General features: G+C 30.6%; 15 protein-coding genes. 12 read left to right on the top strand and 3 right to left on the bottom strand.

Going from position 1 to position 15,118, the window contains the following annotated elements:
* Positions 1 to 457: 457 nt before the first annotated feature.
* The 3 genes from PXD04_RS22030 to PXD04_RS22020 form a co-directional block, all read right to left on the bottom strand.
* Entirely contained in the window at positions 458 to 988 is a 531-nt protein-coding gene (locus PXD04_RS22030) for a hypothetical protein (RefSeq protein WP_323736949.1), read from the bottom strand.
* A 408-nt stretch (positions 989 to 1,396) separates the two neighbouring features.
* Positions 1,397 to 2,020, bottom strand: coding sequence for a hypothetical protein (locus PXD04_RS22025; protein WP_323736948.1), 624 nt, complete (start codon positions 2,018 to 2,020; stop codon positions 1,397 to 1,399).
* Between the two features lie 49 nt (positions 2,021 to 2,069).
* Positions 2,070 to 2,603 carry an ATP-binding protein gene (locus PXD04_RS22020; protein ID WP_323736947.1) on the bottom strand — a complete coding sequence of 178 codons (534 nt, stop codon included), beginning with the start codon at positions 2,601 to 2,603 and terminating at the stop codon, positions 2,070 to 2,072.
* Between the two features lie 1,003 nt (positions 2,604 to 3,606).
* Here PXD04_RS22020 and PXD04_RS22015 point away from each other — a divergent pair.
* The 12 genes from PXD04_RS22015 (at position 3,607) to PXD04_RS21960 (ending at position 15,114) form a co-directional block, all read left to right on the top strand.
* Entirely contained in the window at positions 3,607 to 8,808 is a 5,202-nt protein-coding gene (locus PXD04_RS22015) for an Ig-like domain repeat protein (protein WP_323736946.1), read from the top strand.
* Between the two features lie 196 nt (positions 8,809 to 9,004).
* The gene (locus tag PXD04_RS22010; RefSeq protein ID WP_323736945.1) at positions 9,005 to 9,742 is read left to right on the top strand and encodes a hypothetical protein; all 738 of its coding nucleotides are present in this window, start codon (positions 9,005 to 9,007) and stop codon (positions 9,740 to 9,742) included.
* Between the two features lie 46 nt (positions 9,743 to 9,788).
* Entirely contained in the window at positions 9,789 to 10,523 is a 735-nt protein-coding gene (locus tag PXD04_RS22005; protein ID WP_323736944.1) for a metal-dependent hydrolase, read from the top strand.
* A 340-nt stretch (positions 10,524 to 10,863) separates the two neighbouring features.
* Positions 10,864 to 11,175 (top strand): Na+/H+ antiporter subunit E, encoded by a 312-nt coding sequence (locus PXD04_RS22000; RefSeq protein ID WP_323736943.1) that lies wholly within the window; start codon positions 10,864 to 10,866, stop codon positions 11,173 to 11,175.
* A gap of 15 nt (positions 11,176 to 11,190) precedes the next feature.
* The gene (locus PXD04_RS21995) at positions 11,191 to 11,457 is read left to right on the top strand and encodes a hypothetical protein (RefSeq protein ID WP_323736942.1); all 267 of its coding nucleotides are present in this window, start codon (positions 11,191 to 11,193) and stop codon (positions 11,455 to 11,457) included.
* Positions 11,457 to 11,768 carry a cation:proton antiporter gene (locus PXD04_RS21990; protein ID WP_323736941.1) on the top strand — a complete coding sequence of 104 codons (312 nt, stop codon included), beginning with the start codon at positions 11,457 to 11,459 and terminating at the stop codon, positions 11,766 to 11,768. Before PXD04_RS21995 ends, PXD04_RS21990 begins: the two co-directional genes overlap by 1 nt.
* Before the next feature lies 1 nt (position 11,769).
* Positions 11,770 to 12,057: a DUF4040 domain-containing protein gene (locus PXD04_RS21985; RefSeq protein WP_323736940.1), complete on the top strand. Its 288-nt coding sequence runs from the start codon at positions 11,770 to 11,772 to the stop codon at positions 12,055 to 12,057.
* Positions 12,057 to 12,449: a cation:proton antiporter subunit C gene (locus PXD04_RS21980; RefSeq protein ID WP_323736939.1), complete on the top strand. Its 393-nt coding sequence runs from the start codon at positions 12,057 to 12,059 to the stop codon at positions 12,447 to 12,449. Before PXD04_RS21985 ends, PXD04_RS21980 begins: the two co-directional genes overlap by 1 nt.
* A 33-nt stretch (positions 12,450 to 12,482) precedes the next feature.
* Complete coding sequence (gene ehbF, locus PXD04_RS21975) at positions 12,483 to 14,003, top strand: energy conserving hydrogenase EhbF (RefSeq protein ID WP_323736938.1); 1,521 nt, start codon at positions 12,483 to 12,485, stop codon at positions 14,001 to 14,003.
* Positions 14,004 to 14,021: 18 nt separating this feature from the next.
* Entirely contained in the window at positions 14,022 to 14,348 is a 327-nt protein-coding gene (locus PXD04_RS21970) for an energy-converting hydrogenase B subunit G, EhbG (protein ID WP_323736937.1), read from the top strand.
* Positions 14,349 to 14,636, top strand: coding sequence for an EhbH (locus tag PXD04_RS21965; RefSeq protein ID WP_323736936.1), 288 nt, complete (start codon positions 14,349 to 14,351; stop codon positions 14,634 to 14,636).
* Positions 14,620 to 15,114, top strand: a complete 495-nt coding sequence (locus tag PXD04_RS21960) for an MnhB domain-containing protein (protein ID WP_323736935.1) — start codon at positions 14,620 to 14,622, stop codon at positions 15,112 to 15,114. Before PXD04_RS21965 ends, PXD04_RS21960 begins: the two co-directional genes overlap by 17 nt.
* Positions 15,115 to 15,118: the final 4 nt, after the last annotated feature.

Here is a 15,118-nt window from a genome sequence, read left to right as displayed (position 1 = left end):
AATGCCTGTAATATAATGTGTTACTAAATTTATATAAGCCACTATTTTTATGACCTACCTGTTCAAATATGCCATTATCCACCATTTTATATAAGAAATTTTTTTATCACATTTTTCTGATGAATAGTTAACCCTATGGATAAATGGTTCTCATAATACTTTACTTAAATATACACTTGATATGATATGACTATGGTTATGATTAATATTTTTCATAGATATTTCTTCTATGATTAATATCTTTAATAATAAGACTCTCCTCAGTTATTTCAAAAATTATTCTATATTGTCCAACTCTCACTTTTTTTAATTGTTTATTTTCCCTTTTAAAACTGGAAAATTTTCATAAGGATTTTGACTAATATATTTTATTTTCTTTAGAATTCTATTAATTAACATTTTATTTTTTTTCTTGAAAAATGATAAAGCTAAATTACCATAATAAATCTTCATATTTTTATTCACCATCAATATATTGTTTTAATTCATCAAAACTTTCAAAAGAAGTATACTCTTTATTTTCAGTATCAAGTTTGTTAAAATACTCTTCTGATGGTTCAGGATCTTCACAAATTATTTCTTTGTTAAATAGCTCTTCTTGGGATATTAATAATGAATTGTATTCATCAAATAATTGGGTATACCTATCCTGTTTTATTAACTTGTTATGATGTTGTATTATTTTTTCAACAAAATCAAAAAAGGATATTAATAGATCATAAAGAAAAGTCACATTTTGATCTGTTTTATCATTATTCATAATGTAATCGGACATATTTATTACTGATTCGAAGAAATATTTTTCATTTTCATCAATTGTAGTATTTGAAATTAAGGGGTTGTTTAACAAGTCAATACATTTTTTTAGTAAAATTTGTAATTTAATATCTACAACATCTACTTTATTATTATCCTTCACATAACTAGGAACATCAACAATAAAGGGACATAAATTGGATTGAATAGTAATCATTCTACCTTCAGCCATAATATTTCACCTCTAAAAATATAATGTTTTATATTAACTTAATATATGTTATCCTATTTAAATATACTTAAAAACTAATTGGTTATGGGAAACATTCCTTCGACAAGCCATATTAGAATGTATTGTCTTGAAATATTTTATTTAATATAATATATTTTCATAATCCCTATTCTTATATAAAATTACATTAAGTCTCTTTATTTAAGTACAATTATTTACTTAAATAATTCTCCCTAATAAGTTTATTTAAAAATATCATGTTTTAGTTTGGATTAAATTTTCCTAATCTTTTTAATGTTGAAAGATAGTTCTTGTTTTATTGAAATATATGCTTATTTTTCTCTTTCAGCAATATTTGAATAAAATTTATACAAAAAAGGGATGTGTGTAGAAGGGTATGTGAACTTATTATCTCATTTGATCTTTTTTAAATTTCTTGATTAAAAAATACATATAATATAATGTGTTACTAAATTTATATAAGCCACTATTTTTATGACCTACCTGTTCAAATATGCCTAAATCCACCATTTTATATAAGAAATTTTTTATCACATTTTCTGATGTATTTTTCATTATTTTAATTAGTTCTGATCGTTTAAATGAACTAAGTTCTAATTCAACTAGTTTTTCGAGTAAGGGTTCATAATTTTCACTTTGAATTTGACTTAGAACAGGTTTTATCTGTTTATTTCCAATTTCATCAGCAGCTTTAAAAATACCATTTATTGCAATATTTTCATCAATAAATGTTGTTTCACATTCCCAAAATATTGAGTCTCCTATTTGCTGCATTAATAAGGGTAATCCTGATGAATATTTAACCATGTAGTTTAAAGCTTCTTTTTTAATCTCATATCCTTCCTGGTTAAACAAGCTTTCAAAAAATGAAGATACTTCCTCATCTGTTAAAGCATCAATGTAATCATAGTGAAATATACTTCCGAATGATTCTTCTTGTTGAACCATATTTTCAAATTTTTCAGGATACCCTGCTAGTAAGAAATATAATGGTAAATTATCATAGTTCACAGCTATTGTATCAGCAAATTTCTTATACCAATCTACGAACTCTTTTGATTCAGATAATCCATTTTATATCATCTATAATAATCAGTAAACCAGCATATTCCTCGGATAATTCTCTTTCATATATTTCGGATAGATGTTCAGGAAATTTATCCTTAAATGATTTTTCCAGTAAATCATCAGCTTTAATATTAATTTTATTACCTTTAACTTCAATACTTTCAACATGATCTCCAAAGCATTTTTTAACTTTTTTTGCCAAGGAATCTTGAGGCATTTCATTAAAAATAGATTCAATAATCATGGAAGTTAATGTTTCTACTGAATTATTACCTTTATTAGATACGTAAGCTCCGAATATATCATAATTATTTTTAACATATCTTTTAATATACTCTGTTACTGAGGTTTTGCCCATTCTTCTTTTTCCTGTTAAAAAAAAATGTTGTGTATTCCCTTTTTTAACTTTAGGTATATTTCTTAAAATTTTTGTAATGGTATTTCTACGTCCTATGAACAAATCAGGAGGAGCAGGTTTTCCAGGCACAAAAGGACTTTCCCTATCATAATCAATATAATCTAACAACAGTACCACCCTTCCAAATTACATAATATTTAGTAATTTTCATTCAATTGAACATACATAATGAACATATACTACTATAATTATTTTAAGTTATATATTAATAAAAATCTTACTCATAAAAACAAGATAATTAATATAACACGCAATAATCCAGATAAAACAAAATATAACCAATAACTCTTAAATATAACCATTTCTCAGTAAATCAATTTTCTAGAACAATTAATAGTCACTTGTTAATTAAGACTTTTCAGGAAAAAGAAATATACAATTAACTCTTACATTATAAGATATATTGTTATAAAGATATAACAAAATGATAAAATTAAGCACACTTACCTTAATCATACAAACTTTACACTAAATACTCAACCATAATACTTAATATTAAGAAAAAATTGATAAAAAATAACAGTTTATTCAATAATCCACTAATACAAAATTATAATAAAAAAGGAAAAATCATGGAATATTTTTAACCAAAAAGAATAAATATAGGCTAGTTTTATGATTTACAATAATTTCGATAGTTTAAAGGGGGGGGGGGGGCGACAAATATAATATTAACTTAATAATGAAGAACGAGAACTAGTATTAATATATAGTGACAATAAACATTACAGAAATTTGCAAAATGAAACATGTATAAAAAAATATTGTCACTATAATCCATATTAATCTTAGAAAATATATAAAACCCAAAATATAATATTTTCCTAAATTAATACAATTACTATTCTTTTTCTCCTATATTATTAAGTTATGGAATGAATATTCAAGAATAAATCAAAAAAATACAAAAAAATATAAACTAAGATTACATAAGACACACAAACTCAATAATAACCCAATTATTAAAATTACATAAACTCATCAAACATTCCCACAAATACCAAAACCACATTTATTCAAGAATACAAGAAATTCCACAATGATTATAATAAAAAATTAATTAAAAATGAACTTATAATCATTCATTAAAAAAATAATGGAGGAAATCATCTTGAATAGTAAGTTTTTCAAGACTATTCTACTAGGAATGCTACTAATACTATGTATGTCAGTAACAATGGCAACAGAAGTATCTGAAGATACTGTAAATGAAGTAGCAATACAAAGTGTTAATATTGATCAAACTACACTTAATACTGTAGACAGTGATAATTCAGATCAAGTAACACATACTAAAAAGTACACAACAAAAAGTAATAATACAATTAATCTTACAGAGAAATCTAAAAATGATAATGAAATAACAAGCAGTGTTAATGAAAAAATCATTACAAAAAATAAGAAAAATAATATAAAAAAAGAAGCACAAACAATCACACTAAACTCAAACAACTTTGATGAATATATTACTGATGGTAAATTTAATGAAAATGTAACTGAAGGGGATACTATTGACATTCAAGGTAAATTAGATAATCCAAGATATGCTTTAAATATTAATAAACCGTTAAATATTATTTCATCTAGTGGTGATGCTTACATTGATTTGGATACACATTCTACTGATACTTCCGGTAGTTATACTAATGGTATTTTCCAATTAACGGAAGGAAGTGCTGGAACTAATATTACTGGAATAACTTTTCATAATACTAGGATTAATATAAGCAATACTGAAAATGTACATATTGATAATATTACTGCAATTTGTGAATCAAATATAGGTTTTGGTGTTGGATCATTTACTATCCGTGATAATTCGAATAATATTACTGTTGCTAACAGTTTTTTTAAAACTTTTGCAAATGGTGGACACAGTAATGTAGTAATTACCGGTTCACAAAATTGTTTTATTGAAAACAACACCATTGAAGGAGATGGAAGTGAAGGAATAATAGGAAATTTATTATATATCACCACGTATGGTGGGGGTTCTTCTACTAACATAACAATTCGAAATAACACAATCCGTTCATTTTACACGTATGGTTATGGAACATGTTATGGTTTAGCATTATCAGGTAAAGGACATATAATAGAAAACAATTATATTGACACATCTATCCCACTAAAAAATCAATATGCAGAAGCTGAATATGGGGTGGTAACAGAAGTTGATTCAATAACCTTTAAAAACAATATTATAACATATTCTGATTATAATGCGGTTGAAGGAGCACATACACCTGCAGAAATATCTTTCCCAGGAATAGTAACAAATAATACTTTTTACACAAAAACAACAATTAACCAAGCAACAGTATACAACAACACATTCAAAGATACAGTAACAATAAACAATAATGTTAAATTTGAAAATAATACTGCAAATCAAGTTTCAGTTACCGGTAATAACAATACATTAAATAACAATGAAATATACTCTGATGAAGAATATGCAGTAAAAATAACTGGTGAAAATAATACTCTAACTAATAACAAGTTACTTAGTAATAATGGTTATGGTGAAGATGCTATAAGTAACAGTACTGAATTTACATCTGAAGGCAACAATGAAGAGGTAAAAATGCCAAGGGTGTTCTATATAAATGATAGTAATGTTGAAGAATATTTCACTTATGATGATTGGTTTGAAGAGTATATGTTTAAAGCAGATGTTTTTAAAGATGGTGATATTTTAGTATTTAATTTAAGTGATAAAGAATATGAGATTAGTAGTCTTGATGAAGATTGGAACGATTGGTCAGTTGACTTAGTAATAGAGAATTCTACTTTCCTTTCAACATTTAACTTCGGCGTATCAGGAGTTTTTTTAACTGTTAAAAACTCAATAATACCATACGAAGTTGGTCCAACAGGTAAAGGACCTGGAATAAGAAACTATTTATTATTGATTAATTCAACAGTTCAATCAATCTCAAGATATGTTAACTCTGAAGATTTTACTAACATAGATTCTATTGTAATGAATGAATATCCAAAAGATAACACGTATATTCTTTTCACTTCTGTAAAAATTAATCAAGTATTTGATAATAATGGTAATCTTTTAAATACTGTTAATTCATCATCTAATATCTTAATATATACTTCTAATCTAAATGACATGTATATTAACAAGGCGTTAAATTTAACAGATATGAGTGATATTAGTTTAACTTCTAATGTGTATTTACTTGCAGGTTCTGAAGAAACTAACTTTAATAGTATCACATTTGATGGGGATGTTATTTTTGAAACTGGTAATATAGCTTTCTATAATTGTACTTTCAATAAGGATTTAATTGTTAATCAAAGTTATATTATATTTGATGGTTGTACTTTTAATGGTAAAGTTACATTAAATTCAACTAGTAATAACATATTCAATAATAACATTTTCAATTCTGCCAATTCAATTAACATAGTTAACTCAAGAATTAACACTTTTGAAAATAACACAGTAAACACTACTGCTGAATATACTATAATCTTTGATGATGATTCAAACAATAATAATGTTAGATATAATACTTTGATTGCCAGTTCATCATTTGGTGATTATAGTGTCACTGGTGGTGACAATATTGTTGAGGATAACAATCCTGCATATAGTACTCAGATAAGTATTGGTTGTGAAAGTCAGTACTTTGCTGATGATACACCAGTAATTACAGTTACAGTTAATGATATTGATAACAATATGCTTGTTACTAGTGGTTATGTTGAAGTTTATTATGATGGATACTTTATTGATAAGAAAGATTTAGTTAATGGTCAAACAACTGTTACATTACCATCATATGTTATTGGAAATTATCCTATTAAAGTATGGTATTATGATGGGATTAAATACAATGACAATGTAACTAAAGTAAATGTTGACGTAGTTAAATCCAATGTAACAATAACTGTTGATGAATTCACTGCAAAACTTAACGAGAAAGCAACAGTTGCTGCTACTTTCCTTAATCAGAATGGTAATCCTGTAAGTGATACTAATGTTACTTTCACTGTTGGACGTTCAAGTTACACAGTTGAAACGGTTGATGGTATTGCAACATTAGATGAAATGGTTACTAAGGAATGGTTAGATTCAGGTAAGATTACAGTTAGTTTCCCAAGTACTGATGCATACAATACAAACTCTACCACTATCACTTTGAATACTAGTAAGGCTGATGTTCTCGTGACTCCTATGGTAAGTGTGGATGGTAATGTTGCAGATGTTGAGTTAACTTTAAGTGATAACTTAGGAGTGAATGTTACTGATGGTAGGATTGTATTGTCTACTTTGGATGGTCAGGAGTTAGCTTCTGGTAGGGTAAGTAATGGTAAATTCATATCTAATGTTGCTCTTCCTGAGGGGTACAGTGACGAGTATCTTGTTGCTAACTTTACGGGCAGTTATTATTATAATGATTTTGTGCGTAATGTGAAAATTACTCAGATGTTAAACAGTACTGTTACATTGGAGACTAATAGTCCGTTGTATGGTGAAGAGTTAGTTATCACTGGTAAACTTGTGGACAGTAAGAATACTCCTATTGGTGGTGCTAATCTTACATTAAACCTTAACGGTTCTAAAGTAATTGTAACTACTAATAATGATGGTGAATATACTTACACTTACACTCCATGCCTTGGTGTAAACAGTCTCACCGTAACATTCGACGGTACGGTTGATGTTTATGGAAGTAGTGCTAGTAAGGATGTTACTATCCGTGATACTGATCGTGAAATGAACGAAGTACTAAACAGGTTAGATGACTTACAGAAAGAAAATGATAAACTACGAGAACAACTAGAACAATTACAGGAACAAAACAATAAAACTAGTGAACAATTAGATAATATTACTCAGGCTAATAATGAGCTTAAAGAACAGTTAGCTAATCAAACAGCTAACCTAACAGAACAGAACAAGAACTTACAGGGACAACTTGATAACTTAACAAAAGATAATGAGGATTTATCAGAACAGTTAAATGATACTAAAAATAATTTAACACAACAAAACAAGGACTTACAAGAACAAAACAAAGAGTTAAATGATAAATTAGACAGTACTGCTAAGAATTTAACTGATGCTAACAAGGCATTACAAGAACAAAACAAAGCATTACAGGACCAGAATAAGCAGTTGAATGATAAGTTGGATGCTATTCTTAAACAATTGGAAGATAACATGGCTAAGGATGCTGTTATAACAGTTAATAGTATTCCTGGTGCTAAGTTTGGTCAGAACGTCACTATTTCTGGTAAGCTTAGTGATTGTGATGGTAATGTTATTGCTTCTAGTCCTGTTAGTGTGAGTGTTGGTGGTATTGCTCAGAAAGTCACCACTGATAAAGATGGAGTATATAATTTAACTGTTCGTGCTTCTGTTGTTGGTGATAATAGTGTTGTTGTGTCTTTTGATGCTGATAATAATTATAATTATGCTGAGAACACTACTACATTTAAGGTGGCACGTCAGAATCTTGTACTAAAACTTGATAGTATTAAATCTGTATATTATGGTGATAAAGTAAAAATTACGGGTGTTTTAAGTGATGCTAATGGTAAACTTATTGCTAATACTCTTTTGAACTTGAACATTAATGGTAAGACTGTTAAGGTTAAGACTGTTGCTGGCGGTAAATTCACATACACGGTGGCTGCTAAGACTGTGGGCACTAATAATGTAACAGTATCTTATAATGGTAATAAGAATTATAACGGGGTTTCTGCTAAGAAAACTTTCAAAGTCTATAAGCAGGGACTGAAAATCACAGTAAACAAGATTACCAGTACAAAGTACAAAAACACTGTCAAGGTTACTGGTAAGTTAACTGATGCTAATGGTAAAGTTATTATGAACACACTAGTAAATATTAACATTAATGGTAAAGCATACACTGCAAAAACCAATAACAAGGGAGTGTACACTTTAACACTAAAAGCAACCAGTATTGGTGTAAATAATGTCTCAGTGTCCTATAAGGGTAATAAGAATTATAAGAAGGCTACTGCTAAGACATCATTCAAAGTTGCAAAACAGAACGTTAAAGTTACATTAACCGGTAGCAGTTACAGTAATGCAAAGGCTACTATAACAGGTAAACTGGTGGATGCTAACAATAAGGTATTGATGAACAGTAACGTAAAAATCACAATCAACAACAAAACATACACTGCAAAAACAAACACCGAAGGAACATACACAATAACAAAACCAGTCACTACTAAGAAAATATCCTTAACACTAGCATATAATGGTAACAAAAATTATAATGCGTATAAGAAGACTAGTAATGTTACTTTAGCATGATTTTTGTTATCTTAACCGATTATTACTTTTTTTGTAGTGAGGTGTGGGGTACACTAGTGGTACTTCATACCAGTATCTTTTTTTTGGGAAAATTATAGTTTACAGATTATATTTTTTTTTCTGGGTATTATTTCCTGTGTGTTACTTTTAAATATTTTTTTAAACATACCATTTAGTAATAGGATGGGTTTTTTTCATGTCTAATTTTGATTTTATTTCTATAGATTCGTCTACTGGTGGTAATGTTTTAGCTAATACTCATTTGAATCGTTATTTTATTAATAGTGGTTTCAGGAAAAACAGTGAATTGGTGGGGTGTGTTGATAGAACACTTGATGGTTCCATAGTTTTCACAACTGGTTCTGGTCGTTATGATTTGATGTTGGTTGGTGGGGTTCATGGTGATGAATTATCTTCACAGGCTGCATTGGTATGTTTGATGAATGAAATTATTATGGGTAATATTAATCTTAAATGTAAACTTCATATAATGCCTTTTTCTATTCCGGAGTCTACAATGCTTAATATTAGGGAGTTTAATTCTTTGGATATGAATCGTAATGCTCATAGGTGTGGTGTTACTAGGAGTATAGTTGATTATGCTGTGGATAATAATGTAACTGCTCTTTGTGATTGTCATACTACTGATCCTGGTAAAAAGCCTGGTTTTGCTTCAGTATTCTGTTCGGTAAGGCCTCTTATTCAGAGTGTTAGGATAGCGCAAAGGATTTGTAGGGATACTTCATCCAGGATTTTGCCGGTGGGTGATGCGGGATCTGTTTTAAGGGGTGCTGTTGAGGATGAATCAAACATTAGGGGTGTTCCGGCTGTTACTTGTGAGAGTGTTTCACGGTGTGGCTTTATTGATGTGGGTAGTGTTGATTTTTCTTATAGTCAAATAATTAGTTTTTTAAATTATTTTGGTGTAATATAATATTAACTAATATATTCATTTAACTTAAAGTGGGAGGGTTGAAGATATGCCATCATACAAGACTCATGCATTAGCTGGAATTATTTTAGCATTACCGTTTATTCCAAGCTTCTTTTATTTGTTTTTTGCACTTATTGGTGCTTCTATTCCTGATATGGATCATAAGCATAATAAGTATAAGGTTAATTCTATGTTCCTTGTTGGTATAATAATTTCATTGTTGCTTTTTATTCTTCAAGGTTCGGTATTGTCTGGTTTAATCATAATATTGCTTGCTGTTACTTTTTATTATTCTAAGCATAGGGGTTTAACTCATTCGCTGATTGGTGTGACGGTCATATGTTTTCTTTTCTTGTTTATGATGATGGGTTTTCTTCCCGTGGTTATTAGTTTGGCGGATTATGCTAATTATGTGATGCCTAATAATCTTGCCATTTTTGTGATGTTGTCACTTCTTGGTTATTTTGTGGTCAGTAGGAGGGTTCTTACTTATTATGAGATATTGTTGGCGGTTTGTCTTTTCCTGGCACCTGTTAATATTAGTGTTATTGATTGGAGGTTAATATTTATTATGTTGTTTCTTGGTGCTTCCAGTCATCTTATATTGGATTTGATGACTCCGTCTGGTCTTGCAGTTTTCTGGCCATTATCTGACAGGGAGTATCATAGGGGTTTGGCTTTTGTTTTTATTGGCATATGGCTGTTTTTGGCAGTTGCTTATGTGAATGAGTTTGGTCATATACTGTTTACTTTCCGGCCTTTCCTCAATTATATCATTTAAATTCCTTTTTTTCTTTTTTTGTTTGTTTCTATTTTTTTGTTACATTTTGTCTATAATTATTTGTATTTTTTAAGTTAGCCTAAACATAATTCATAACAATTAAATATGTAGTTTCTCATAAATATATTCATACTATATACTTGAATGTGAAGTTTTTCTTTTTTAAGTATGGAGTTTTTGTAGCTAATTAATTTAACTTAACATTTGGCTTGAAATAGGAGTCAGATTAACCCAGGTGAACAATGGGGGATGGCTTGGAGATTATATGGTATATGATTCTCTGAGAATTCTATAATAATGTTATGGATGATGTTCAATATATAAAAACGGAGTTTAATTTATGTTTTTAAGTAGAATAATCTACGGAATTGAATTTTTCGTAAGATTAGTAGTCGAAATAATTAAGGCAGTACTAAGCACTGCTAGTTGCTGTCTCAAGGGTGAAGTAGATCCTGTGGTAGTGGAGATCATACCAGACCTTAAACGTCCAGTATCTCTTGCAATACTATCCAACACAATCACCTTAACACCTGGTACAATCACAATTGATATGAACCAAGAAACTGGTGTATTAACAGTATCTGCATTAACTCCTCGTTCACGTGAGGACATCATACCTCTTGAGTCAACAATTAAGAAAATGTTAGAATAAGCATAGGGTGATGAGATGGATTTTTTAACAATATCTGAATTGTTCCTAATGTTATGTCTAGTTATCTACATGTTTGCTACTTTAAGAATAGCAGCAAGAAAAACTACTGGTTCAGCATTAGCTGGGGTAGCAGGATTCACAATTGCTCTTGCAGTAGTACTTACAATGGTAACCTCATTAACAGGAGTTACATTCTGTAGAGATATAGCATTTGCATTAATTATATTAAGCCCAGTTGGAACAATTGCAGCCGCTACAGTTTTAGGTGGAGGCGAAATATAATGGCAGATGCAGGATTAAGTCTTTCCTTAACTATGGGTGATCCAATTTCAATCATTTTAGGAATAGTCTTTATTATACTAGGTATTATCGTATTAATTACCGCAAAAGGATTATTATCAAATACAGATGATGCATTACAATACGCTGTATTTGGAAGATTAGAAATTTTAGGTATAGTTGATATGGTCAGTGTATTAATCTTAATATTAATTGGAGAACCAGCATTAGGAGTAGTATACTTTATACTAGCACCATTCGCAACACACGCTATAGCAAGTGGACATTACCGTGGAGAACAAGGAGAGCATTAAAATGATAGATGTAAATATTTTAGTACAAAATGCTGTACCTATCGCATTATATGTTTTCGCAATATTAGGAGCTATTGTATGTTTAATACAAAAAGATTTACTTAAAATGGCAGTTTTAACCAGTGTAACTGGATTTGCAATAGCAGCTATTCATCAAATATTATTAGCTCCAGATGTAGCATTAACACAAGCTGTAGTAGGAGCAGCTATCGTCCCAACACTAGTTGGTCTTTCAGTATTAAAAACTAGAGAACCTCCTGTAACCGATGAAGTGGAAGGTGATTCCTAATGGCAGTAGAAATTGTTCAATTAGGTGCATTACTCACAGCAGCACTTTTAATGATTATCGGATTAATAGCATTAGTCTACCTAGACAATGTTCTTAAGAAAATTATAGGAGCAGCATTTATTGGAGACGGTGTAAACCTATTATTAATCGCATTAGGTTACAGAGCAAACGGAATTCCATATATGTTCTTACAAAATATGGATGTAAACAGCTTTTTAGGTCAAGCATCATATCCATTACCATTTGCATTAGTACTTACCAGTATCGTAATTGGTGCAAGTACACTTGCAGTAATGCTAGCACTTTCTGTAGTTTTATACAAAAGACATGGAACACTTAGTGCGACCGCTCTTTTAAACGATAAAAAATTAGGAGAGGAAAACAATGAATAGTGCTATAAATACAACCAAAGGGGGTAATTGCTAATGGATGGAACAATATTTATACCATTAATGGTAATTATTCCAATAATATGTGCTGTATTAGTAAACTTATTACATGAGCACAGCGGTGTTACCAAATTTTTCGGATACATTGGAGCAATATGTCTACCAATAATTCCAATAATCGCAGTATACGGAAACCACTTCTTTGGTGGATACAAACCTCTAATAAACGGTGGATTAACAGCAACAATACCAAGTGCAATAAACACCTTAATAACAGGTAAAGGAGCATTCCTTCAATTATTCCACCCAGCAATTACATACGCATTCGGTCCAGGACAACAAGTAATACTCTTCATACTAGGACTAGTAGCAATGTGTGCAGTATTCATATCAATTGCTGAAACAAAGAAAACATCCGGTGTATACTTATACATGTTATTCATGCTATCAGCAGCATTAATGGCATTCGTATTAACAGACGATATATTCAACTTATACGTATTCTTTGAAATTGCAGCATTAGTACAAGTAGGACTTATACTAGTATCAAGAGTAAAAGGAAACTATGAAACTGGTTTAAAATACATGTTACTTGGAGAAGTTGGAGGATCCTTCATGCTCTTAGGTATAGCATTAATCCTCGGATTAACAGGTAACGTAAACATTACCGATATAGTAATGATGATACACAGTGGACTCGTAGACCCTACAAACCCAGTATTATTATTTGCAGCAGGTATGTTAATTTATGGATGGTTATACGCAACAGGATTACCACCATTCAACGCAATTAAATCAGAAATCTATTCAAAAGGATTACCTAGCGGATCAATGTTATTACAATCATTCTCCGTAATAGCATGTATCGCAATAGGATTAGTAATCATAAGAATCTTCGGATACTTACCTACAGCACAAATGGCAATGCTCGCAGTAAGCGTAGTTGCAATGATCTTAGGTATATGTATGGCTATGGTACAAGATGACTACAAACGTATCATCGCATACTTAGCAGTAGGAGAACTCGGTTACATAGGAGTAGGTATTGGATTAGCAACACCACTCAGTATTACAGCAGGATTATTCCAAGCAGTAAACGAATTAGTAGTAACTTCATTCCTATTCATAGGATTCGGATTAGTATTATACAAAACCAGAACAAGTAAAATTAGTAAACTTGGTGGATTATTACCAACCATGCCAACAGCAGCATTACTAACAGTACTTGCAGGATTCGCAATGGCAGGAGTACCTCCATTCAACGTATTCCAAAGTAAATACTTATTATGTCAAGCAGCAATCGCAGCAGGAATCCCAGAATTAGCAGTAATAATGATAATATTAAGTATTGTAACATTCCTCGCATTCCTCAAAATGGCATACGCAATATTCCTCAGAGAAAAACCTGACGATCTAGAAATATCATCTGCACCAATACCAAAAACAACAGTAGCAGTAATGGTAGTGTTCTTAATCGTATGTTTAATCATAGGTCTCTTCCCTGGTTTAGTAGTAAATAGATTAGGTGTATTAGCACTAACAGCATTTGCATTATAGTAAGGTGATAAGATGAATATGTACGACAAATTCGTAGAAACTTTAAAAAGTACATTTGGGCAAGATCCAGAAAAAACATTAGTAAACGGATCAAAAACATCATCAATCCTGTCTGCAGAATTAGTGTTAATGGCATCCTTACTAATAGCTGCATTAACAATAAGACTTGTCAGTCCAGCATTAATGATTGTTGTAGTAGTAGCATTAATGTTATTATTCATGTTCGCAACACCAATAATGCCTAAATTGTACAAAGAACATAGTGATGATTTCAACAACATGATGTTCTACGCAGTATTAACATTAGCAATATTTGCAATAGTATTCTACTGGGGGGTATTCTAGATGCAGGCTTCAATAAGAGACATAGCACTAATATTAGCTATAGCAGCATTCTCAGCAATATTCTTAAACTCAATGGTTAACTTCAGTGGAATGATCTTCCCTGGTATCAACTACATATACCAAGGACTTGGTGTATCAATAGCACCAAACCTAGTAACAAACATTGTATTCGATTTCAGAGGATTCGATACCCTTGGAGAAGCATTTATCTTAGTAAGTGCAGTAGTAACCACAATGTTAGTATTCGGCAGAGGAAAAGTAAACCTTGGAGGTGACGATGATGAGTGATCTTCTTAAATTAATCGCATACCCCGTATCATTTATTATGATGGGCTATGGTATAATGACAATACTCGGTGGTCACATAACACCTGGTGGAGGTTTCCAAGGTGGAGCTATGATGGCTTCTGGAGCAATATTATGTATACTTGCTTACGGACTAAAAGATAATCCATTCAACTTATCCCACGCAAGAATGTCCCTAGTGGAAAGTTGCGGAGCATTACTTTACATATGCCTAGGATTAGTAGGATTATTTGCTGGTGGCTCATTCCTTTACAATGTAGGTACAAACATTTACGGATTAGTACCAGCAGGATTACAATCTATGTTAAACTATCCTGACGCATTACACGCAGGAATAATCCCATACCTTAACATCGCAATCGGTGTAAAAGTATTTATCGGATTAACAACTTTAGTAATACTCTTCTACGGAGTAACTAAATTTGCAGGAGATTACATAGATAACGAGGAAATTGATTAGGAGG

The organism is Methanosphaera sp. ISO3-F5 (assembly GCF_034480035.2).
Taxonomy (GTDB): Archaea; Methanobacteriota; Methanobacteria; order Methanobacteriales; family Methanobacteriaceae; genus Methanosphaera.
Note: the sequence above shows the minus strand (reverse complement) of the source record. Positions and strands in the feature narration are given on the sequence as shown.

Bases quoted from the DNA above. Each gene is read 5' to 3' on its own strand.
- PXD04_RS21985 (WP_323736940.1), top strand. From the start codon at position 11,770: ATGATAGATGTAAATATTTTAGTACAAAATGCTGTACCTATCGCATTA.
- ehbF (WP_323736938.1), top strand. From the start codon at position 12,483: ATGGATGGAACAATATTTATACCATTAATGGTAATTATTCCAATAATA.
- PXD04_RS21980 (WP_323736939.1), top strand. From the start codon at position 12,057: ATGGCAGTAGAAATTGTTCAATTAGGTGCATTACTCACAGCAGCACTT.
- PXD04_RS21995 (WP_323736942.1), top strand. From the start codon at position 11,191: ATGGATTTTTTAACAATATCTGAATTGTTCCTAATGTTATGTCTAGTT.
- PXD04_RS21990 (WP_323736941.1), top strand. From the start codon at position 11,457: ATGGCAGATGCAGGATTAAGTCTTTCCTTAACTATGGGTGATCCAATT.
- PXD04_RS22000 (WP_323736943.1), top strand. From the start codon at position 10,864: ATGTTTTTAAGTAGAATAATCTACGGAATTGAATTTTTCGTAAGATTA.
- PXD04_RS22005 (WP_323736944.1), top strand. From the start codon at position 9,789: ATGCCATCATACAAGACTCATGCATTAGCTGGAATTATTTTAGCATTA.
- PXD04_RS21965 (WP_323736936.1), top strand. From the start codon at position 14,349: ATGCAGGCTTCAATAAGAGACATAGCACTAATATTAGCTATAGCAGCA.
- PXD04_RS22030 (WP_323736949.1), bottom strand. From the start codon at position 988: ATGGCTGAAGGTAGAATGATTACTATTCAATCCAATTTATGTCCCTTT.
- PXD04_RS22010 (WP_323736945.1), top strand. From the start codon at position 9,005: ATGTCTAATTTTGATTTTATTTCTATAGATTCGTCTACTGGTGGTAAT.
- PXD04_RS21970 (WP_323736937.1), top strand. From the start codon at position 14,022: ATGTACGACAAATTCGTAGAAACTTTAAAAAGTACATTTGGGCAAGAT.